16 protein-coding genes are annotated in these 20330 nt (G+C 68.8%); 13 read left to right on the top strand and 3 right to left on the bottom strand.

The annotated features are described in order from the left end of the window. Positions 1–11 precede the first annotated feature (11 nt). The 8 genes from AB0F43_RS04725 to AB0F43_RS04690 all read left to right on the top strand — a co-directional run bounded on the left by AB0F43_RS04725 (position 12) and on the right by AB0F43_RS04690 (position 9447). On the top strand, positions 12–275 hold the full coding sequence (locus AB0F43_RS04725; protein ID WP_360470634.1) for a hypothetical protein: 264 nt from the start codon (positions 12–14) through the stop codon (positions 273–275). Between the two features lie 213 nt (positions 276–488). Continuing rightward, a complete protein-coding gene (locus AB0F43_RS04720; protein ID WP_360470631.1) occupies positions 489–1268 on the top strand; it encodes a phytanoyl-CoA dioxygenase family protein in 780 nt (259 codons plus the stop codon). After that, positions 1265–2182, top strand: coding sequence for an AraC family transcriptional regulator (locus AB0F43_RS04715; RefSeq protein WP_360470629.1), 918 nt, complete (start codon positions 1265–1267; stop codon positions 2180–2182). The genes AB0F43_RS04720 and AB0F43_RS04715 overlap by 4 nt, the downstream gene beginning before the upstream one ends. 157 nt (positions 2183–2339) lie before the next feature. Further along, complete coding sequence (locus AB0F43_RS04710; RefSeq protein WP_360470626.1) at positions 2340–3200, top strand: trypsin-like serine protease; 861 nt, start codon at positions 2340–2342, stop codon at positions 3198–3200. Between the two features lie 220 nt (positions 3201–3420). Then, positions 3421–5913 carry a leucine--tRNA ligase gene (leuS, locus tag AB0F43_RS04705; RefSeq protein ID WP_360470623.1) on the top strand — a complete coding sequence of 831 codons (2493 nt, stop codon included), beginning with the start codon at positions 3421–3423 and terminating at the stop codon, positions 5911–5913. Positions 5914–5985: 72 nt separating this feature from the next. Further along, a complete protein-coding gene (locus tag AB0F43_RS04700; RefSeq protein WP_360470621.1) occupies positions 5986–6405 on the top strand; it encodes a YjbQ family protein in 420 nt (139 codons plus the stop codon). 101 nt (positions 6406–6506) lie between these two features. Beyond that, on the top strand, positions 6507–6749 hold the full coding sequence (locus AB0F43_RS04695) for a hypothetical protein (protein ID WP_360470618.1): 243 nt from the start codon (positions 6507–6509) through the stop codon (positions 6747–6749). Positions 6750–6882: 133 nt separating this feature from the next. Then, complete coding sequence (locus AB0F43_RS04690) at positions 6883–9447, top strand: helix-turn-helix domain-containing protein (RefSeq protein ID WP_360470616.1); 2565 nt, start codon at positions 6883–6885, stop codon at positions 9445–9447. A gap of 779 nt (positions 9448–10226) precedes the next feature. Here AB0F43_RS04690 and AB0F43_RS04685 read toward each other — a convergent pair. Beyond that, entirely contained in the window at positions 10227–10778 is a 552-nt protein-coding gene (locus AB0F43_RS04685) for a pyridoxamine 5'-phosphate oxidase family protein (protein ID WP_360470613.1), read from the bottom strand. A gap of 53 nt (positions 10779–10831) precedes the next feature. Here AB0F43_RS04685 and AB0F43_RS04680 point away from each other — a divergent pair, with 53 nt between their 5' ends. The 4 genes from AB0F43_RS04680 to holA all read left to right on the top strand — a co-directional run bounded on the left by AB0F43_RS04680 (position 10832) and on the right by holA (position 16101). Continuing rightward, entirely contained in the window at positions 10832–11674 is an 843-nt protein-coding gene (locus tag AB0F43_RS04680; protein ID WP_360470611.1) for a DegV family protein, read from the top strand. A gap of 75 nt (positions 11675–11749) precedes the next feature. Beyond that, a complete protein-coding gene (locus tag AB0F43_RS04675) occupies positions 11750–12613 on the top strand; it encodes a ComEA family DNA-binding protein (RefSeq protein ID WP_360470609.1) in 864 nt (287 codons plus the stop codon). Continuing rightward, entirely contained in the window at positions 12600–15005 is a 2406-nt protein-coding gene (locus tag AB0F43_RS04670; protein WP_360470605.1) for a ComEC/Rec2 family competence protein, read from the top strand. Before AB0F43_RS04675 ends, AB0F43_RS04670 begins: the two co-directional genes overlap by 14 nt. Positions 15006–15117: 112 nt before the next feature. Beyond that, complete coding sequence (gene holA, locus AB0F43_RS04665; protein WP_360470602.1) at positions 15118–16101, top strand: DNA polymerase III subunit delta; 984 nt, start codon at positions 15118–15120, stop codon at positions 16099–16101. Between the two features lie 172 nt (positions 16102–16273). Here the strand turns inward: holA and rpsT are convergent, their stop codons facing one another. Beyond that, complete coding sequence (gene rpsT, locus AB0F43_RS04660; RefSeq protein ID WP_360470599.1) at positions 16274–16534, bottom strand: 30S ribosomal protein S20; 261 nt, start codon at positions 16532–16534, stop codon at positions 16274–16276. A 147-nt stretch (positions 16535–16681) separates the two neighbouring features. Continuing rightward, positions 16682–17134 carry an SRPBCC family protein gene (locus AB0F43_RS04655; protein WP_360470597.1) on the bottom strand — a complete coding sequence of 151 codons (453 nt, stop codon included), beginning with the start codon at positions 17132–17134 and terminating at the stop codon, positions 16682–16684. Positions 17135–17312: 178 nt separating this feature from the next. On the opposite strand from AB0F43_RS04655, the gene AB0F43_RS04650 reads away from it, so the two are divergent. Then, complete coding sequence (locus tag AB0F43_RS04650) at positions 17313–20309, top strand: S8 family serine peptidase (protein ID WP_360470594.1); 2997 nt, start codon at positions 17313–17315, stop codon at positions 20307–20309. The last annotated feature ends 21 nt before the right edge of the window (positions 20310–20330 follow it).

The following is a 20330-nucleotide window of genomic DNA, read 5'->3' as shown; positions in this document are numbered from 1 at the left end:
GAGCTTTCGACATGGCAGACCAGACCGCGGGCCGGCAGAAGAAGAAGGCCGGGGCGTTCGACATCCGGGTGGTGATCGCGACGCTGCTCGCGATCTACGGCGTGGTGCTGACGATCCTCGGCATCATCGCGGACCCGCAGGAGGTGGACAAGGCGGCCGGTATCAACATCAACCTGTGGGGCGGTCTCGCGATGCTGGTGTTCGGCGCCCTGTTCGTGCTCTGGGCCCGGCTGCGGCCGATCGTCGTACCGGTGGCAGACGATACGCAGGAGTAACCGCGGCCCGTGCGGCTCGTTGTGAGACCAGTAACCAAACTGGTCCCACCACGGAGGACGCATGATCCGTGCTCAAGTCCGCGGATCAGCGTCCGCCTCGGGCAGCTCGGCCTGTGATCATGTCCGTTTGGCGAACATCGGCGTCCGGAGTGGTCCTGCCGCCCGGGCGCCGATTTTCCTACTCTCGGAGTACCCGATCAGGAGGACTTCGAGATGACGATCACTTCGGGCGGCACGTCGAGCGGCGCGGACCTGTCGACGCTGGCCCGGCAGTACACCGAGGACGGTTTCGTGCTGGTGAAAGGCCTGCTCAGCAAGGAGGAAGCGGCCTACTACCGGCAGCGCAGCCACGATCTGCTGGCGTTGCTGCACCGGGCCGACGACCCCACCTGGGCGGCCGCCCGCGACATGACCGACGCACCGACGAAGCTGCAGCATCTGCACGACGCGCAGTTCTACGACGCCGCCTTCTCCCGGCTCATGGTGGACCCGCGGTTCACTGACGTGGCCGCCGCGGTGATGGGGGTGGAGGGCGTGCAGCTGCACCACACCAAGCTGTTCGTGAAGCCGCCGGAGAACGGGTCGCCGTTCCCGCTGCACCAGGATTACCCGTTCTTCCCGCACAAGTACCACCGGGTCGGCGCGGCCATCTTCCACTTCGACGACGCACCTGTGGAGAAGGGGTGTGTGCGGGTGATTCCTGGCAGCCACAAGGACGGGCCGCGCGAGCACGACCCGGAGGGCTCGTTCCACTTGCCCGACGTACCGTTCGAGTCGGCGACACCGCAGCCGGCCGAGGCGGGCGACGTACTGTTCTTCACGTACCTGACCGTGCACGGGTCCGGGGTGAACGTGAGTGACGAGGCCCGGACCACCTGGCTGATCCAGTACCGCGACCCGGCGGACCCGCCAACGGTGAAGACCCACGACCACTCGCTCGGGCAGGGCATGATGCTGCGCGGAGTCGACCCGACCGGCAGGAGTGCTTCTTGACGTTGGAGTCCGTTGCATCGGCGGACCGTTTCGTCGATCTCGCAGGGCTGCTGGAGTATTGCGAGGTCGACGGATTCCGTGCGGACTTCCTGAGCTGGGGGCACTACCAGCCGGAGTACTGGCGCAACTACTGGCACAGCCACTCGTTCCACGAGGTCTGCCTGGCGTACTCCGGCTGTGGTCGCTTCAACTCGGGCTCTGTGCAGTACGACGTTGTGCCCGGCTCGGTGTTCATCGCCCGGCCGGGTGACGTCCACGAGATCGAGTCAAGCCGGTCGGAGCCGCTGGGCATCGCCTTCTGGGGCTTTACCTTCCGCCCGGGATCAGATGGATCCGGCTGGTGGTCAGGTCTCACCAGAGCCGATGGACCAGTGATGTCGCACCGGACAGGCTCACTCCCTGCCCTCATCACAGCGCTGGCCGCTGAAGCAGCAGCACCGGTGTCCGGTTACAGCGCCGCTTTGTCGGCTCTCGGCTCCACCCTGGTCATGGAAACCGCCCGAGCCTTCGCACTCGACGAGGACCTGGCAGTGGAGCCCGTACGACGTGACCGCGGCCCGCTGGTGGTCGAAGCCATGCAGCGGCACCTCCGGGACAACCTGTCCCGCCCGATCACGGTCCGGGACGTCGCCGCCGTCGCACACCTCTCCGAGCGCCACGCCGAGCGCCTGTTCCACCAACAGACCGGTGCGTCGATCATGTCCACCCTGCGCCGCCTACGCCTCGAGCTAGCCGCACAACGCCTCCTGGACCCCTCCCTGACCGTCACCGAGGTGGCTCGCGCCTGCGGCTACTCCGACGTACGCCCCTTCTCCACCGCCTTTCGCCGCCACTACGGCCGAACCCCAGGCCAACACCGCCGCACCGGCGGCACCGAGTTCATTGAGAACGGCACGGCTTTGCCCGCACACTAGCCACGCACCGGTCTGCCCCGGTGACTCTCTGCCCGCCTCGCGAAGTAGCCTTGGCCGATCGACCGATCACTCAGCGTAGTGAAGTGACACCTGGACAGCGCAGTCCGTCACTGTTCAAATGCACCCAGGCATTCCGCCGTACCCCTGGAGGAGATATATGAGGAGTCGACTCGGCCGCATCGCCGGCGTCATCGCACTGGCGCTCGGCCTCGCGGCTACGTCCCTGGTCCCTGCGTCTGCGATCACCGGCGGTGAGCCGGATGGAAACGGTCACCCGAACGTTGGCGTGATCCTCTTCTACATGCCGGACGGGCGCTTCCGCTGCACGGCGACCCTGGTCTCGCCGACAGTGCTGGTGACCGCGGCGCACTGCACCAAGGGCACCCTCGGCAAGACGCTGGTGACCTTCGACTCGGTGATCGCCGAGCAGCCCCCGTCGCCGTTCCCGGTCGCAGCCGACCCGTCGAAGGGCTACACCCAGGCCGAGCTGGAGAAGGCCGGCTACAAGTCGGGGGTGGCAGCCTCGCACCCGCAGTACTCGGACTTCACCGACCTCGACAACTGGAACGACGTCGGCGTGATCGTGCTCGACCGGCCGGTCACGAACATCGCACCGGCCAAGATCGCGCCGGTCAACTACCTGAACGCGTACCAGCAGCCGAAGCTGAACAGCACGCTGTTCACCTCGGTCGGCTACGGCACCGAGGTCCGCAAGGCGGACTCCGGCCCGCAGAAGCCGACCCCGATGTCGTACCCGCTGCTGCGTCGCGTGGCCCAGGAGCCGGGGCAGAAGCTCACCCCGCAGATCCTGCAGGTGAACGGCAACGAGCACGACAACCGCGGCACCGGTGGCACCTGCTTCGGTGACTCCGGCGGTCCGACGTACCACGGCGGCTACGTGGTGACCGTGACCAGCTACGGCTACACGCAGAACTGCCGCTACCTCGACGGCCTGCAGCGGATCGACATCAAGGTCGTCCAGGACTGGCTGAAGACGTTCGGCGTACCGATCGGCTGACGGCTGACAGCAACCGGTGCCGCGACCGTCTCAGTAGGCCGCGGCACCGGTGCTATCCTGACTCCATGCGAGTGAGCCTGCTCCTTAGTTAGCCGTACTGGCATCCAGGCGCTTGAGCGCCGGTCAGTGCGGCATCCCCTCCTGTGTGAGGGGCTTTTTCATTTCCAGGTACGCCGTCTGGCAGATTTAGGCTCAACAACCACGAAGCAGGAGTAGGACCGTGAGCGAGCAGGTGGACACCGTGTCGGTTGATGGCCCGATCGACCGGGGTGGCTACGACTTCAACGCCATGCAGGCCAAGTGGCGGCCGGTGTGGGAGAAGCTGGACCCGTTCAAGACGCGTGACGACGGCTCGGCGGAGCGTCGCTACGCGCTCACGATGTTCTCCTACCCGTCCGGCGACCTGCACATGGGTCACGCCGAGGTGTTCGCACTGCACGACCTGCTGGCCCGCTACTGGTTCCAGCAGGGGTACGACGTGCTGAACCCGGTCGGCTGGGACTCGTTCGGGCTGCCGGCCGAGAACGCCGCGATCAAGCGCAACGAGCACCCCGCGACGTACACCTACGGCAACATCGAGACCCAGGCGGAGTCGATCCGGCGCTACGGCCTGAGCTTCGACTGGTCCCGCCGGCTGCACACGTCCGACCCGGAGTACTACCGGTGGACGCAGTGGCTGTTCCTGCGGTTCTACGAGCGCGGGCTGGCCTACCGCAAGGCGTCGTACGTGAACTGGTGCCCGAACGACCAGACCGTGCTGGCCAACGAGCAGGTGGTGCAGGGCCGGTGTGAGCGGTGCGGGTTCGAGGTCACCAAGCGCGAGCTGACCCAGTGGTACTTCAAGACCACCGAGTACGCGCAACGGCTGCTGGACGACATGGAACTGCTGCAGTGGCCGGAAGAGATCCTGCTGATGCAGCGCAACTGGATCGGCCGGTCCGAGGGCGCGTTCGCGGACTTCCAGGTGGAGGGTCGCGACGAGCCCATCCGGGTCTTCACCACCCGGCCGGACACGCTGTTCGGCGCCACCTTCATGGTGGTCGCGCCGGACTCGAAGCTGGCTGCCGAGCTGGTCACTGCGGAGCAGCAGTCCGCCTTCGACGAGTACCTGGCCGCGGTCAAGGCCACCACCGAGATCGAGCGGCTGAGCACCGAGCGGGAGAAGACCGGTGTCTTCCTGGGCTCGTACGCGATCAACCCGGTGACCGGTGAGCGGATCCCGATCTGGGCGGCCGACTACGTGCTGGCCGACTACGGCACCGGCGCGATCATGGCGGTGCCCGGTCAGGACACCCGCGACTGGGAGTTCGCGGAGAAGTTCGGCCTGCCGATCGTGCGGACCGTGCAGCCGGCCGACGACTTCGAGGGCAAGGCGTACACGGGCGAGGGCCCGGCCATCAACAGCGCGAACGACGAGATCAGCCTGAACGGGCTGGGTGTCGACGAGGCCAAGGCGCGGATCAGCGACTGGCTGGAGAGCAAGGGCCTGGGCGAGCGGACGATCAACTATCGGCTGCGCGACTGGCTGCTGAGCCGGCAGCGGTACTGGGGCTGCCCGATCCCGATCATCCACTGCCCGACCTGTGGTGAGGTGCCGGTCCCGGACGAGCAGCTGCCGATGGAGCTGCCCGACCTGCGCGGTGCCGACCTGGCGCCGAAGGGTGTGTCGCCGCTGGCGGCCGCCCGCGAGTGGGTCGAGGTCGACTGCCCGAAGTGCGGCGGCAAAGCCGAGCGGGACACCGACACGATGGACACCTTCGTCGACTCGTCCTGGTACTTCCTGCGCTACCTGTCGCCGGACTACACCGAGGGCCCGTTCGACCCGCAGGCGGCCGAGCGCTGGATGCCCGTGTACCAGTACGTCGGCGGCAAGGAGCACGCCGTACTGCACCTGCTGTACGCGCGCTTCTTCGTCAAGGCGCTGCACGACATGGGCCTGCTGACCGCGGTCGAGCCGTTCACCCGGCTGCTGAACCAGGGTCAGGTCATCAACCAGGGCAAGTCGATGAGCAAGTCGCTGGGCAACGGCGTCAACCTGGGCGAGCAGCTCGACGAGTACGGCGTCGACGCGGTCCGGCTGACCATGGTGTTCGCCGGCCCGCCGGCGGAGGACATCGACTGGGCCGACATGTCGCCGGGTGGCTCGCTGAAGTTCCTGCAACGGGCCTGGCGGCTGGCGGGATCGGTCGAGGCCCCGCTGGGCTCGGACCCCTCGACCGGTGACGTCGAGCTGCGCAAGGTCACCCACCGGACGGTGGCGGAAGCGGCCGAGCTGATCGACTCGTTCCGGTTCAACGTGATGGTCGCCCGGATCATGGAGCTGGTGAACGCGACCCGCAAGGCGATCGACGCCGGCCCGGGTGCGGCTGACCCGGCCGTGCGTGAGGCGGCCGAGACGGTGGCGGTCCTGCTGAGCCTGGTCGCGCCGTACACGGCCGAGGACATGTGGGAGACGCTGGGCCACGAGCCGACCGTCGCCAAGGCCGGCTGGCCGAAGGTCGACCCGGCGCTGCTGGTTCAGGACTCGGTCACCTGCGTGGTCCAGATCGCCGGCAAGGTGAAGGACCGGCTGGAGGTGTCCCCGGACATCAGCGACGCCGACCTGGAGCAACTGGCGCTGGCCTCCGAGACCGTTCAGAAGGCCCTGGACGGGCGCGGTGTCCGCAAGGTCATCGTCCGGGCGCCGAAGCTGGTCAACATCGTCCCGGCCTAGAACGCGAGTCTGGTAGTCCCCTGCCTGGTGCGCGACGGCGCGGGACTACCAGACACGGGCTAGGCTGCTCGGATGCGTTCTGAGCTGATCGATGTCGAGACCGGCGGTAGCGAGGTCGTCTTCGACCTGACGAGCAGGTGCGAGCAGTTCGTCGACACCGAGGCCCACCAGGCCCAGGGTGACGGACTGCTGCACGTGTTCGTGCCACACGCCACGGCCGGGATCGCGATCCTGGAGACCGGCGCCGGCAGTGACACGGACCTCCTGGCGGTGCTGGAGGAGTTCCTGCCGCGTGACTTCGGCTGGCGCCACCGGCACGGAACACCGGGGCATGGCCGCGACCACGTGCTGCCCGCGCTCATCCCGCCGTACGCGTCCATTCCGGTGCTCGACGGCCGGATGATGCTCGGCACCTGGCAGTCGATCTGCCTGGTCGACACCAACGTCGACAATCCGCGCCGGCAGGTCCGGCTTTCCTGGCTGCCCGGTTAACGGACCACCCGGTAACAAGGCGTTCCGGAATTCTTGTGACTTATCGTGATGTTGCGAGTTGCGTTACGCATGCGAAACACAATTCCGCTTGAATTGCCCGCATGGCAGCGCTTGACGCACTTCGGGCCCAGTGGGCGGAGCTTGGCGCCGAACTCCTGATCCGCGCCACCCGCGGTATTTGTGACGGGAGCCTGCTGAACGCGGACACCGGCCGCGCCGACACGAGCGCGCGCCTGGAGGACTGGGCCGCCGTGCTTTCTCTCTACACCGGTGAAAATGAATCGGTTTCGGTTCGGCGGGGGCTTGAAACCAGCATTTCTGCGCCTTCGGTGATTTCAGCCTGAATCAAATTCGTTGCCTTCGTCAACCGTTTGGGTGACCTGAACCGGAGCTCACCCCCGCCGGGCAGGTCCGCCGCGGACGCGCGAGTCACGCTATGTTGTGACGGGAACGCGAGGCCTAAGAGGGGTGACGGGCTTGTCGGACACGGATGGCCGAGCTGACGGACGGCGGGGTTTCGCCGACCTCTTGCTCGACCTGAGGGTCCACGCGGGGCTCTCGCAGGAGGAGCTGGCTGACCGGGCCGGGCTCAGCGTGCGCACCATCCGCGAGTTGGAAGCCGGCCGGGTGGCTCGCCCCCGGAAGGACTCCGTTCGGCTCCTCGGCAAGGCACTCGGCCTGCAGGACAGCGAAGCCAGCAGCTTCCTCGCCGCCGCTGGGCATGGGACGGCCGTGCGGCCAGTCATCTCGGTGGCCGCTCCCGCACCGACCGGGCTGCGCTGGCGCGGCACCAGGCCCATTCCCGACGGCTTGGTCGGCCGCGAGCAGGAGCTGCTCGAGCTGGAGTCACTGCTCCGGCAGAACAGGCTTGTCACGCTCGTAGGCCCGGGTGGTGTCGGCAAGACCGAGCTCGCACTGGCCGCGGCCGACCGGTTCTCCGGTGCGGACACCACCGTGGTGGTCGTCGACCTCACGACCGTTCAGCGCGACGCCGCCGTACCGTCGGCCATCCTGGACGCCTTCGGCACAGCACCCGGTACGTCGGACCTGGACGACGTACTGTCCGGTCGCCGGCCGGGGGACCTGGTCATCGTCGAGGACAATGCCGAGCACGTGCTCGACGGAGTGGCGACGGTCGCGAACCGGATGGTCCGCAACTTCCCGGGCATCGGCGTACTGGTGACGTCGCGGATCCCGCTGGGCCTGCCCGACGAGGTGGTCCGGCGGGTGGCGGTGCTCGGCGTACCGGCGAACGACAAGGACTTCGCCGAGATCGCCGCCAGCCCGGCGGTGGAGATGTTCTGCCGGCGCGTGGCCCGGGTCCGGCCGGGCTTCGTCCTGACCGAGGAGAACGCGCCGACCGTGGCCCGGCTGTGCCGTCGGCTGGACGGGTTGCCGCTCGCTCTGGAGCTCGCGGCCGCGCGGGCCGGCTCGCTCTCGGTGGAGATGATCCTGGCCGCGCTGGACGACCGGTTCCGGCTGCTGTCAGGGCCGCGGCGGTTCGGCGCGCCGCATCAGCGCACGCTGGCCGACACGATCGCGTGGAGTGTCGACGCACTCTCGGACGCGGCGCGGCAGCTGCTCTACCGGGCGTCGGTGCTCGGTTCGCCGTTCACGCTGGACGCGGTGGCGGGCGTGTGCACGGGCGAGCCGATCGACGCGGCCGACGTATCGATGCTGCTGGCCGAGCTGGTGGACAAGTCGCTGCTGCAGCCGGTGCACGAGTTCGAGCAGTTGTACGGCGCTCGCTACAAGCTGCTGGAGACGATCCGGGAGCACGCGTACGCCGGTCTGTCCTCGCAGGGTGAGGACCTGACCGAGTTCCGGGACCGGACGGTTGCGTGGTGCTCGACGTACGTGCAAGGCCTCGAAGGTGCATGGTCGTCGCCGGACCGGGATCGGCGCTATCGGGCGGCACATGCGAACTCAGCGGTGTTCGAGGTGGCTCTGGAACGTGCTGCCGAGCTGGGGCAGTGGGACGTGGCCGCGCGGATCGTGCTGGGCTTCCGGATCGCGTGGCAGTACCAGGCGAGTGTGGCCGAGAGTGGCATCCGGTGGGCGACGGTGTGCGCGGAGAACGTCCCGGACGAGGAAGTCAGCGGCAGGTTGCTCGCGATCGCCGGGCGGTTGTCCAGCCTGACCGGTGACGTCCGTGGAGCCCGCCGGTACTACGGTCAGGCGCGTCAGCTCATTCCGGGTGAGACGGAGATGGGTCTGGTCGCGCGAGGCGGCTGGGTGTCGTCCGGCTCGCACCTGCTCGACACACAGAGCCTGGCGGAGATTCCACGGCTGGTGGAGGACGCACGCAAGCACGGCGACGTGCAGCGGTCCGCAACCGTCCAGGCCACCTGTGGCCTCGCTCTGCTGCGTTGGGGCCGTCTGCCCGAAGCCAAGGAGTTACTGCTCGCCTGGGAGGCCGCGCTGGTCAATCCGGGCGTCTACCCGGACGAGATCGCCTACATGGCACTCAGCCGGGTGGAGCTCGAGCTGGGCAACCTCTCCGAGGCGCGGCGCTGGGCTTCGCTTGCCCGGGACAGTCAAGCCTCCGACGACCCGGAGCGCACCAAGGTGGCCGGCTGCATGGCGATGGTCGAGTACCACGAGGGCCGGTACGACGAGGCCCAAGCGCTGCTCGACGAGGCGGACGCCGACATCCGGGGGCACCGGGGGTACTTCGACTACCTGGTAATGCTCTACCGGTCGCGGCTCGCCCGCCACGCCGGTGACGTGGAGCAAGCCAGGCTCTGTATCCGGGACGCGGTCAGCCGGCTCCTGGCTGAGGGACGGGTCGTCTACCTGCTCGAAGTGCTCCCTGAGGCTGTGGCCGTGCTGCACCGGCTGGGGAAGTCCGCTGCCGGTGATGCCCTGTGTGGTCAGTTGCTGGCGTGGCAGCGGTCCATGGACCCGCCAATGCTGCCAACCGCGTGGGCGGTGCTGCAGGAGTCGTGCGAGAGCGCGTCGATGGCCGACGGGTGGCCCGAGCCCGACCCCGCGGCCGCCGTACTGCGGCTGGCGAACGACGTACTGTCCGACCTTTCCTGACGCACATCCGCCGAAGCTGCCGGTGAACTGCCGGTCGTTCTGCCTCGTCCTGACATGCCTGCCGGCCAAAGAATGACAGCCGTAGGACAGGTTCCACGAAGCAGAGACCGACGCCAGGTACAGGCAGGGAATGGGCGGTGAACCGTGATGAGGCCATGGTGCTGCGCTGGATTGCCGACCAGCTTGGGGAGGCGACGCGGAGGGCATCCGGCGGTCGGACGGTGGGGGCGCCGATCGGCTGTCGAGAGCTCCGGAGTGCTGCCTCGTGTGGATCTGTCCTGCCTGAACCGGGTGCCGTGCGCCGTCAGGGCACCACACCCGGGGAGGGGTCCCAGCACTGGACCGGGCACACGACACAGGGGACGAGTGCCGGCCCGGCTGACACGGGGAAGCCGGTGGGTTTGGTCATCCGCCGGCGAGGTCAGCTGCTGGGGCCTCCCGGGACCTCGACGAGCTCGCGGTCAGACCGGTCTTTCGCGGGACCGGCACGGGGAGTAGCTCGGCGAGGACTGAACTCGGCTGACAACCAGGGGGAGTCAGCACGGCAGGAAGCACCGGCGCACAGGGGAAGCCGGTGCGATGGGGTGAAGCACCGGCGCACAGGGGAAGCCGGTGCGATGAGGTGAAGCGTCGGCTCAGGGAAGCCGGTGCAGTGAGGTGACGCGCCGGCTCACAGGGGAAGCCGGCGCGGTGAAGTGAAGAGCTGACTCACAGGGGAAGTCAGCTGGGCGAGGTGAAGGCTCCGGAGGGGTGGCCTTCACCTCGCTGGCTTTCCGGGTCTACTTCCTCCGGTGCTTCGCCTTCTTCGCCGCTTCCGCCTTCTCCACCTCGGCCAGCAGCGCCGCCCGGTCGCCGTACCCGACCATCCAGGACGGCTGGAGCCGGAAGTACACGATGTCTTCACCCCAGCTGGACGGCGAGCTTCCGTAGTGCTTCGTCAGGTGTGCCTCGATCTCCGCGAAATCCGGGTGCTCCGGCGTCAGGAACTCCACGTTGCCGTGGCTGAACACGCCGATCCGTTCGCCGTCGACGTACGAGATGCTGGCCGCGGGCCGGGCCCTCAGATGCCGCGCCTTCGCCGCCGAACCGGCCGTGCTGAACACCCACCGCGCATGCAGGAAGTGCCCGTCGACCGCGCTGATCCGCGGCTCGCCCCGCGCGGTCACGGTGGCCAGGTTGATCGTGCGCATGCCGGTCAGAACCCGCACCAGCGCCTCGGCGTCCAGCCGGCGAGGACCCGTGATGATGCTGCGCAGGTGCTCCGTCGAGCGCTGGTACGCGGCGTCGAGGAGCTGCTGCAGTTCGGTGACTTCCGCTGCTGTCTCCCTCATCTTTCGGAGTCTGACACCGCGCGCCGACAAAAACCGTCCGGTAACCTCGCTTCATGTCAGCCCGCGTGCACGTCGTCACCGACTCGACGGCCGGTCTGTCCACGCACGAGGTCCTGCGCCTCCCGCTGACCGTCGTACCCGTGCAGGTCGTCATCGGCGGCACGTCGTACGACGACGGCGCCACCTCGGCCGACACGGTCGCGGAGGCGCTCAAGACGTTCACGCCGGTCTCGACCAGCCGCCCGGCGCCACAGACCTTCGCCGACACGTACGCCGCCTGCGCCGCGGCCGGAGCCGAGTCGATCGTGTCGATCCACCTGTCCGGCGACATGTCGGGCACGGTCGAGGCCGCCATGATCGGGGCGAAGGAGTCGCCGATCCCGGTCCGGGTGATCGACTCCCGCTCCATCGCGATGGGCCTCGGCTTCCCGGTCCTGGCCGCGGCTGCAGCTGCCGCCGCGGGGGAGGACCAGGCCGCCGTCGAGGCCGCCGCCCGCGTCCGGATGGCGTCGATCTCGGCGTACTTCTACGTCGACACGCTCGAGTACCTCCGCCGCGGCGGCCGCATCGGCGCCGCCCAGGCCCTCCTCGGTACGGCGCTCGCCGTCAAACCGCTGCTGACGATCAGCAGCGGACGGATCGTTCCCTTGGAGAAGGTCCGCACGTCGAGCCGCGCCATCGCCCGCCTGGCCGACATCGCCGTCCAGCGCGCCGGCTCCGGCCCCGTCGAGGTCGCCGTCCACCACCTCGACAACCTCGAAAAAGCTCAGACCCTCGCCGACGGTCTGGCCGACCGCCTACCCCAGGCGAACGACATCGTCCTCCGCGAAGTAGGCGCCGTCATAGGCGCCCACGTAGGCCCCGGCCTCCTCGCCGTCGTCATAGCCCCCCGCTGACATCCAGCCCCCGGGTTTTCCACAGCCTCCGAACTTCTCTCTCCGACGGGTCGGCAGACTCGTACGTTCTCTGGCGTGAAGGTCTTCCGCCGTGCCGCCGCGCCCGACCCGGGTGCGCGGGAGCGTGCGCTGGCACGTCTTGCCGCCGGCGCGGCTCGGCACGACGGAACCGACGGAGAACTGGAGGAGCGTGATGAGGAGGTGCGAGGTGGATGGATCCCCGAAACCGAGCGACTACGTGGTGCCCGCTGGACCCTGTCACCACGCCACGTCGTGGTCCTGGCCGCCGTACTGGCCATCGGCCTGGCTTGGGCTGCGTGGTCGGTTTTCCGAGCCCGTCCCGAGACCCTCCCCGACGCGCGCCCACCTACCACCCTCACGTCCGGCGCGCCCGTCACCCAGCCGTGCCCCAGCGGCCAGCCCTGCCCTTCGAGCGGCGTCCCACCTTCGCCTGGCGCAGGAGGTCAACCATCACCGGGCACCCCAGGTCCGGCGACGGGGACCGTGGTCGTCCACGTCGCGGGCAAGGTACGCCGTCCCGGCCTGGTCCGCGCGCCCGCCGGATCCCGCGTCGCCGACGTACTCACCCTCGCCGGTGGTCCGCTCCCGGGCGTCGACCTCACCACCCTCAACCTCGCCCGCCAGGTCACCGACGGCGAGCAGATCCTCGTCGGCCAACCCGCGCCACCCGGCACGACACCTACAGCACCAGGCACCACGCCCAACCCATCCACCGCACCCGCCGGGTCGCCCGTCAACCTCAACACGGCAACGCTCGGCCAACTCGACGCGCTCCCCGGCGTCGGTCCGGTCCTGGCCCAGCGCATCCTCGACTATCGGACCCAGAACGGTCCCTTCACCACCATCGATCAACTCCAGGAGGTCCCCGGCGTAGGTCCCAAGAAGTTCGACTCCCTCAAACCCCATGTCCGCGTCTGACTCAGCCACCAGCGAGCAGACCCCGGAGAACCGCGAGCCACTCGACGCACGACTGCTGGTACCGGCTGCCGCGGGTTGGCTGGCCGCGGTTCTCCTGGTCGCTCACCGCCCGGTCGTCGGCATCCTCACGGGAGCCGTCGCGCTCGCCCTCGCCTGCGCGCTTGCTCTATTTGTGCGCGGCTCCGCTCGAGCGCAGGTCGGGTGGGCTGCGGTCGGGGTATTGGTCGTGGTCGCCGGGATGGGCGTGGCGGCGGGGCTACAGGCGGAGAGTCTGCGCGCCGGGCCGGTGACCGGGCTGGCAGCCGAGAGCGCGACTGTCGGCGTGAGGCTGAAAGTCGACGGCGATCCGTCGGTCCGACGAAGTCCGGGCACCCGGCGGCCGCCGTACGTGGTGGTGAAAGCGACGATCGAGGAGGTGCGTGCGCGGGGGACAGTGACCCGGGTGCGTACGCCGGTGTTCGTGATCGGGCCGACGCAGTGGCAACAGGTCCGGTACGGGCAGCGGGTCGACGCGAGCGGTCGGCTCGAGGCGGTCGAACGCGGATCCGATGTCGCCGCGATGCTCTCGATCCGCTCGGCTCCCCGAATCGTTGACGAACCACCGTGGTGGTTGCGCGCGGCCGAGCAGGTGCGCGCCGGTCTCCGTGAATCGGTCGCCGACCAATCCGACGACGTACGTGGCCTCGTGCCCGCGCTGGTCATGGGTGACGAATCCGGGCTGCCCGCCGATCTCACCGAGGACTTTCAGACGACCGGTCTGACTCACCTGTCCGCGGTGTCTGGTACCAACCTGACTCTGTTGCTGGCGTTCGTACTCCCGGTGGCGCGGCTGGTCGGCGTACGCGCTCGGGGTCTGACGGCCATCGGTCTGATGACGGTTGTCGTGTTCGTGATCCTGGCCAGACCTCAGCCGAGCGTCCTGCGTGCGGCCGCGATGGGGCTGATCGCGCTGGCGGCGATGACGAGCGGTGGAGGGAGCCGCCGCGCCGTACGCAGTCTGTCGTTCGCGGTCATCGGCTTGCTTCTCCTCGACACGTCGCTCGCGAGGTCCGCCGGGTTCGCGTTGTCCGTGCTCGCGACCGCAGGCATCGTGCTGCTCGCCCCTGGGTGGCGGGACGCCCTCGCCAAGTGGTTGCCGAGGTGGCTCGCCGACGCGATCTCCTGTCCGCTGGCCGCTCAGCTCGCGTGTACTCCGGTCGTGGCGTGGCTGTCCGGTGAGGTGTCGTTGGTTGCCGTCGGCGCCAATCTGCTCGCGGGACCGGCGGTCGGTCCCGCGACGATCCTCGGGTTCACCGCGGCCGGTGTGGCCCTGGTGAGCACGGAGGTGGCGCAGCTGGTCGGCTGGGCTGCGGGTTGGCCGGCTCGCTGGATCATCCTGATCGCTCGCGAAGGTGCGGATCTTCCCGGCGCCGCGAACGCTTGGCCGGCGACCGCGGTCGGGGTCGCCGTACTGACCGTGCTCTGCGTCGTGCTCGTGTTCGGGCTGCATCGCATCTTGGCTCGCCCGATCGCGATGGTGCTCGCGGTGGTTGTGCTGGCAGTCGTCGTACTGCGTCCCGTTGGTCGAATCGGCTGGCCGCCCGACGACTGGCTCTTCGTGATGTGTGATGTAGGGCAAGGAGATGGCTTGGTACTGCGAGCAGGCGACGATGCGGCCGTTGTCGTCGACACGGGTCCTGATCCGGCCGCGATGGATCGGTGTCTGCGGGATCTTGGGGTCGAGTACATCCCCGTCCTCGTGCTCAGCCACTTCCACGCTGATCATGTCGGCGGACTGGCCGGCGTACTCAAGGGTCGGCGGGTGGACGAGATCGAGGTGACGCCGTACTTCTCGCCGCGCGCCGAGCACGAGCGGGTCGTCGACCTCGCGTCGCATCACGGCACCAGCGTGCGCACGGTGACGTACCAGGAGAAGCGCGTGGTCGGGTCGCTCAGTTGGACCACGCTGTGGCCGGCCCGCGTTCCCGGGTTGCCGCCGCCCGGCACGTCCTCCGCAACATCCACCGACGAGGGATCCCCGGAGAACAACGCGAGCATCACCATGATGGTCGAGCTCTCCGGCCTGCGGATCCTCCTCACCGGTGACCTGGAACCTGAATCCCAACGCGCGATCCTCGCCACCGGCGTGGACCTCCGTGCCGACATCCTCAAGGTCCCGCATCACGGCTCGGCCCAACAAGATCCCGCCTTCATCGCCGCCACCAACCCCCGGTTGGCCCTCATCTCCGCCGGCCGCGACAACGACTACGGCCACCCCGCCCCCAGAACCCTCACCCTGCTCTCACACCAATCCACCCGGACCGTCACGACCCTCATTAACGGCTCGCTCACCATCACCAACCCCGACAATCAGTTGACCCTCACGACCACCCACCAAGCATCGTCACGTTGAAGCGACCGTGAAGATGACGGCCTCGGCTGGGACGGTGCTCTCGGCTTGGCCGCCGGGAGCCGTGCGCCGGGGTTGGGGGTGGGTTGTCGGTGGGGTGTGGGAGGGTGGCGGGGTGGCTGCTCGTAGGGGTTCTGCGCCGAAGTTGGGCGATGTGCTGCTGGTGACCGGGGCCGAGTCGTTCTTGGCGGATCGGGCGGTGCGGTCGGCGATCGCGGCGGTGTCGAAGGGGAGTGCCGAGGTCGAGGTGACCGAGGTCGACGCGGCGACGCTGGATGTCGGGGATTTCGCGGAGTTGACCGGACCTTCGTTGTTCGCGAGTGAGCGGGTGCTCGTGCTGCGCGCGCTGGAGAACCTGCCGTCCGAGATGGCACCGCACTTGATCGAGTACGCCGGCGCGCCGTCGGAGGACGTACTGGCCGTGCTGGTGCATTCGGGCGGGCAGAAGGGCAAGGCCGTTCTCGACAAGTTGCGGAAGGCATCCGTCAACGAGGTCGTCGCGACCGCGCCCAAGACGTGGGAGTTGCCGCAGTTCGTGGCGGGCGAGATCCGGTTGCACGGCGGGAGCGTGGACGAGCGGGCGGCGTCGGCGCTGGTCGACGCGGTTGGGCATGACCTGCGCGCGCTGTCGGGGGCGTGTTCGCAGCTGGTGTCGGACTCGGGGGGCCAGCCGGTCACGGCCGAGTTGATCGGTCGGTACTTCGGCGGACGCGCGGAGGTGACGAGTTTCGCGGTCGCGGACGCGGCGATCGCGGGACGGACGGAGCCGGCCCTGGAGCAGTTGCGCTGGGCGCTGGACTGCGGAGTGGCGCCCGTACTCGTGACCAGCGCGATGGCAGGTGGGCTGCGCGGGCTCGCGAAGTACTCGAGCGCGCCGAGCGGCCTGCGGGAGGCCGATCTGGCTCGCGAGGTCGGCGTACCGCCGTGGAAGCTGAAGCAGCTGAAGCAGCAGTCCCGCGGCTGGACGCCCGGGGGCCTGGCAACCGCGATCAAGGCAGTCGCCCAGGCCGACGCCGACGTGAAGGGCGCCTCCGGCGACGCCGGCTACGCCCTCGAACGGATGGTCATCACCGTCAGCCGAGCCCACGGCCGCCGCTGAGCAAGCGCCGCCGAGCAAGTACGCCGTACGCCTCAACCCCCCGGCCGCAGGCCGACGTCAGAAGATCCGGCCCGAGGCAGACGAAAACCCAGCTGGGCGGGGGCGGCCAGCTGGGTTTGGGTACGCAAAAACGATCGGCCTGCCCGAGGGCGGCCGATCGTTTGGCGTTGTCTTAGAGGGAAGCAGCCTTCTTGAAGATGGACGACTTCCGGTTGGCGGCCTGGTTGGCGTGGATGACGCCCTTGCTGGCGGCCTTGTCGAGCAGGCGGCCGGCCACGCGGGCGTTCTCCTGCGCCTTCGCGACGTCGCCGGCCTCGGCGGCCTCGCGGAAGCGGCGAACAGCCGTCTTGAGGGTCGACTTCACCGACTTGTTGCGAAGTCGCGCAGCCTCGTTCTGGCGGTTGCGCTTGATCTGGGACTTGATGTTCGCCACGGAGCAGAGCCTCGATCAGGTGTATGCGGTCAGTACAGGAAAGGTGTCGCGCACACGGCTGATTACCACCCGTGGGGGCGCGAACAGTCAGATTACCAACAAGCCGCACCCATCTCCAAACCGACGCCGTGCGGCCAGGCACCCAGGTCAACCAGCCTCGGCGGCGGATTTCAGCCGCCTGAGCGTGGTGTGGATCCCGTCCACGTTCCGCCGGGTCCGGTCGCCGAAGAGAGGGCGGAACAACAGCCGGAGAACCGACGGCCGGTGATCGATCCAGGATTCGGTGACCTCGCACCCGGAGTCAACCGGCTTGAAGGTGTACGACCAGAGGGAGACCGGGATCGGGCCGAAGCGGATCTCGAACGCGAAGACCTGCCCCGGTACGGCGTCCACCACCCGGCCGAACGTGAACCAGCGGACCGCCCCCACCCGGTTGTGCCCCACGAAGCGTGCTCCGGTCGCGGGACCCGGCGTACGCGAGGACCAGGTCACCCGGGTGCACTCCGGGCTCCACTCACCCATCCGGGGCAGGTTGCTGACCAGGTCGTAGACCGCCAGGGCCGGGGCTGACACGGTGACGGACTCACTCAGGTGGGGCATAGGGGTTTCCCTTGATGTGGGCTGACACGGGGTCTGCTGAGCGTGACATCGGTCGTCGGCACCGGCATACTCGGGCCCGCGTGACAAGACCGCAGGGGGTGTGTGCGGGTGGTTGTCACCGGTTCAAGCTGCGAGACCAAGCTCCACCATCGCGCCGTCCAAGCCCTGGAGGAACTCCGTGCCCCGCCGTACCCCGATCATTGTCGCCACCGCGCTTGTCGCGTCGCTGGCGGGTCTTCCGTTCGCGGCGCGTGCCGCCGACGCACTGCAGGCCGAGGAGCCGCAAGCGCAGCGGACGCCGGAGGTCAAGGAGTCGTCGACCGGCGCCTACATCGTCCAGCTCGACGACGCCCCGGTGGCCGAGTACGGCGGCGACATCGCCGGCCTGCCGGCCACCCGCGTCGTGCCCGGAGCCAAGCTGGTCAAGACCGCCAGCCAGGTCGTCGGCTACGTCCAGCACCTCGCACGCGAGCGCCAGGACGTCCTCGCCCAGGCGCCCGGCGTGAAGAAGCTGTACGACTACAGCTACACGTACGCCGGTTTCTCCGCGCAGATGTCGTACGACGAAGCCGTCAAGCTGGCCAAGTCGTCCGGTGTGAAGAGCGTCGAGCCGAGCGAGCTGGCGCACGCGGACACCGTCGACACGCCGCGGTTCCTCGGGCTGTCCGGCAAGGGTGGCGCCTGGCAGCAGGCCGGCGGTATCGACAAGGCCGGCGACGGCGTCATCATCGGCGTACTCGACTCCGGCTACGTCCCGGAGCGGGCCAGCTTCGCGCCGATCAAGACCACGAAGCAGTCGGACGCGCTGGTCGCGAAGAAGTGGAAGGGCACCTGCCAGACCGGCGAGGAGGCGCCCGTTGCCTGCAACAACAAGGTGATCGGCGCCCGGTACTTCGACAAGGGCATCGGCACCCGGCCGATCCCGGAGGAGTTCAAGTCGCCGCGTGACTACGGCGGCCACGGCACCCACACGGCCAGCACGGCGGGCGGCAACCACGGCGTCGAGATGAGCGTCATGGGCCGCGACTACGGCAAGGGCTCCGGTATCGCCCCGCACGCCCGGCTGGCGATCTACAAGGTGCTGTGGGCCGTCGACCAGAGCGGTGGCGGCAGCGGTACCGACGCGGACATCGTGGCCGGTATCGACGCCGCGGTCGCCGACGGCGTTGACGTACTGAACTACTCGATCTCCGGCTCCGGCTCGACCTTCGTGAACGCCACCGGCCTCGCCTTCCTGCGGGCGGCCCGGGCGGGCGTGTTCGTCGCCACCAGTGCCGGCAACACCGGTCCAGGTGTCAGCACGGTCGGCAAGAACTACCCGTGGGTGACGACGGTTGCCAACGGCACCCATGACCGTGACGTGCAGACGACGGTGACGCTCGGCGACGGCACGTCCTACACCGGCGCCGGTATCGGTTCCGGCGTCCCGAGCTCTCCGGTCGTCCTGGCCAAGGACGCCGGTCTCGCCGGCGCGAACCCGGCCAACCTCGTTCTGTGTATGCCGGGCACCCTCGACCCGGCCAAGGTCACCGGCAAGATCGTGGTCTGCGACCGCGGCGGGAACGCCCGGGTCGACAAGAGCCTGCAGGTCAAGAACGCCGGCGGTGTCGGCATGATCCTGGTCAACATCACCCCGGGCACCCTGGACTCGGACCTGCACTCGGTCCCGAGCGTGCACCTCGACCACGTCGCCGCGCCCGCGATCAAGGCCTACGTCGGCGGCACCGCGAACCCGACCGCCGCGATCAGCGCCGGTACGCCGGTCCGCGTGACCGCGCCGAAGGTCGCCAGTTCGTCCAGCCGCGGTCCGTCCCTGGCCGGTAACGGCGACCTGCTGAAGCCCGACGTGATGGCCCCGGGCACCAATGTCCTGGCCGCGACGACCGCGTTCAGCGCGGCTGGTGGCGAGTACGCGTTCATGAGTGGTACGTCGATGGCCGCGCCGCACATCGCCGGTGCCGCCGCCGTGCTGAAGAGCAAGTACCCGAACTGGTCCCCGATGGCGATCAAGTCCGCGCTGCTCACCACCGGTACCGACAAGGACACCAGTGGCAAGCCGATCCAGAACGACTCCGGCTCGCCGGCCACCCCGTTCGGGTACGGCGCCGGCCTGGTGCAGCCCAAGAACGCGATGGACCCGGGCCTGGTCTACGACTCGTCGTACGAGGACTGGACCAAGTTCGTCTGCGGCTCCGGTCAGGTCCCCGCGACCCACGAGCTGTGCGCGAACGGCAAGATCGACCCGAGCGACCTGAACTACCCGACGATCGCGGTCGGCGACCTGGCCGGTAAGCAGACCGTCACCCGGACCGTCCGCAACGTCGGCAAGCTGCCGGAGATCTACTTCCCGACGGTCGAGGGGCTGAAGGGCTTCAAGGTGACCGTCTCGCCGCGGATCCTGATCACGCTGCCCGGCCGTACGGCGACGTACAAGGTCACCATCGAGAACACCGGCGCGCCGCTGGAGCAGTACTCGTTCGGCAAGCTGACCTGGAAGTCCAGCGAGCACGCGGTGACCAGCACGGTGGCCATCAAGCCGCTGACGGTCAAGGCACCGGTGGAGGTCAAGGGGACCGGCACCGCGGGATCCGTACAGGTGCCGATCACGGCCGGGTACTCCGGCACACTCAACACCAGCGCGGTCGGTCTGACGGCTGCGACGGTGGCTGAGGCCGCGCTGAAGAGCCCGGGTGGCGTCTCGTTCCCGACCACGAACCCGGCGGCCAACGACCACGTCGCGAAGTTCACCGTGAACGTCCCGGCCGGCACGAAGCACGCCCGGTTCTCGACGTTCGACGCGGACTACCCAGCGGGCACGGATCTCGACGTCTTCGTCTACCGGAGCGGTACGACGACTCTGCTGGGCAGCAGCGCGGGTGGATCCGCCGAGGAGGAGGTCAACCTCCCGGCACCGGCTGGAGGGTCGTACGACGTGTACGTCGACCTGTTCGCCGGAGCCAACGGCCAGGCGGTGAAGCTCAACCACTGGGAGCTGCTCAACGCCGAGGGCAACCTCACTGTCACCCCGGCGACCCAGTCGGTCCAGGCAGCTGGTCAGACGAACGTGACAGCCTCGTGGACCGGCCTGACCGCCGGCACCCGGTACCTGGGTCGCCTGCAGTACACCGACGGCGCCGACGGCTCCGGCTCGACCGTCGTCCGAGTGGACGCGTAGCAACACACAACCGAGGGCGGC

The organism is Kribbella sp. NPDC023972 (genome assembly GCF_040639075.1).
GTDB lineage: Bacteria > Actinomycetota > Actinomycetes > Propionibacteriales > Kribbellaceae > Kribbella.
Note: the sequence above shows the minus strand (reverse complement) of the source record. Positions and strands in the feature narration are given on the sequence as shown.

Excerpts from the sequence above, each read along its gene's own strand:
- AB0F43_RS04725 (WP_360470634.1), top strand. The coding sequence starts at position 12 with ATGGCAGACCAGACCGCGGGCCGGCAGAAGAAGAAGGCCGGGGCGTTC.
- AB0F43_RS04720 (WP_360470631.1), top strand. The coding sequence starts at position 489 with ATGACGATCACTTCGGGCGGCACGTCGAGCGGCGCGGACCTGTCGACG.
- AB0F43_RS04710 (WP_360470626.1), top strand. The coding sequence starts at position 2,340 with ATGAGGAGTCGACTCGGCCGCATCGCCGGCGTCATCGCACTGGCGCTC.
- AB0F43_RS04700 (WP_360470621.1), top strand. The coding sequence starts at position 5,986 with ATGCGTTCTGAGCTGATCGATGTCGAGACCGGCGGTAGCGAGGTCGTC.
- AB0F43_RS04695 (WP_360470618.1), top strand. The coding sequence starts at position 6,507 with ATGGCAGCGCTTGACGCACTTCGGGCCCAGTGGGCGGAGCTTGGCGCC.
- AB0F43_RS04685 (WP_360470613.1), bottom strand. The coding sequence starts at position 10,778 with ATGAGGGAGACAGCAGCGGAAGTCACCGAACTGCAGCAGCTCCTCGAC.
- AB0F43_RS04680 (WP_360470611.1), top strand. The coding sequence starts at position 10,832 with ATGTCAGCCCGCGTGCACGTCGTCACCGACTCGACGGCCGGTCTGTCC.
- AB0F43_RS04670 (WP_360470605.1), top strand. The coding sequence starts at position 12,600 with ATGTCCGCGTCTGACTCAGCCACCAGCGAGCAGACCCCGGAGAACCGC.
- AB0F43_RS04655 (WP_360470597.1), bottom strand. The coding sequence starts at position 17,134 with ATGCCCCACCTGAGTGAGTCCGTCACCGTGTCAGCCCCGGCCCTGGCG.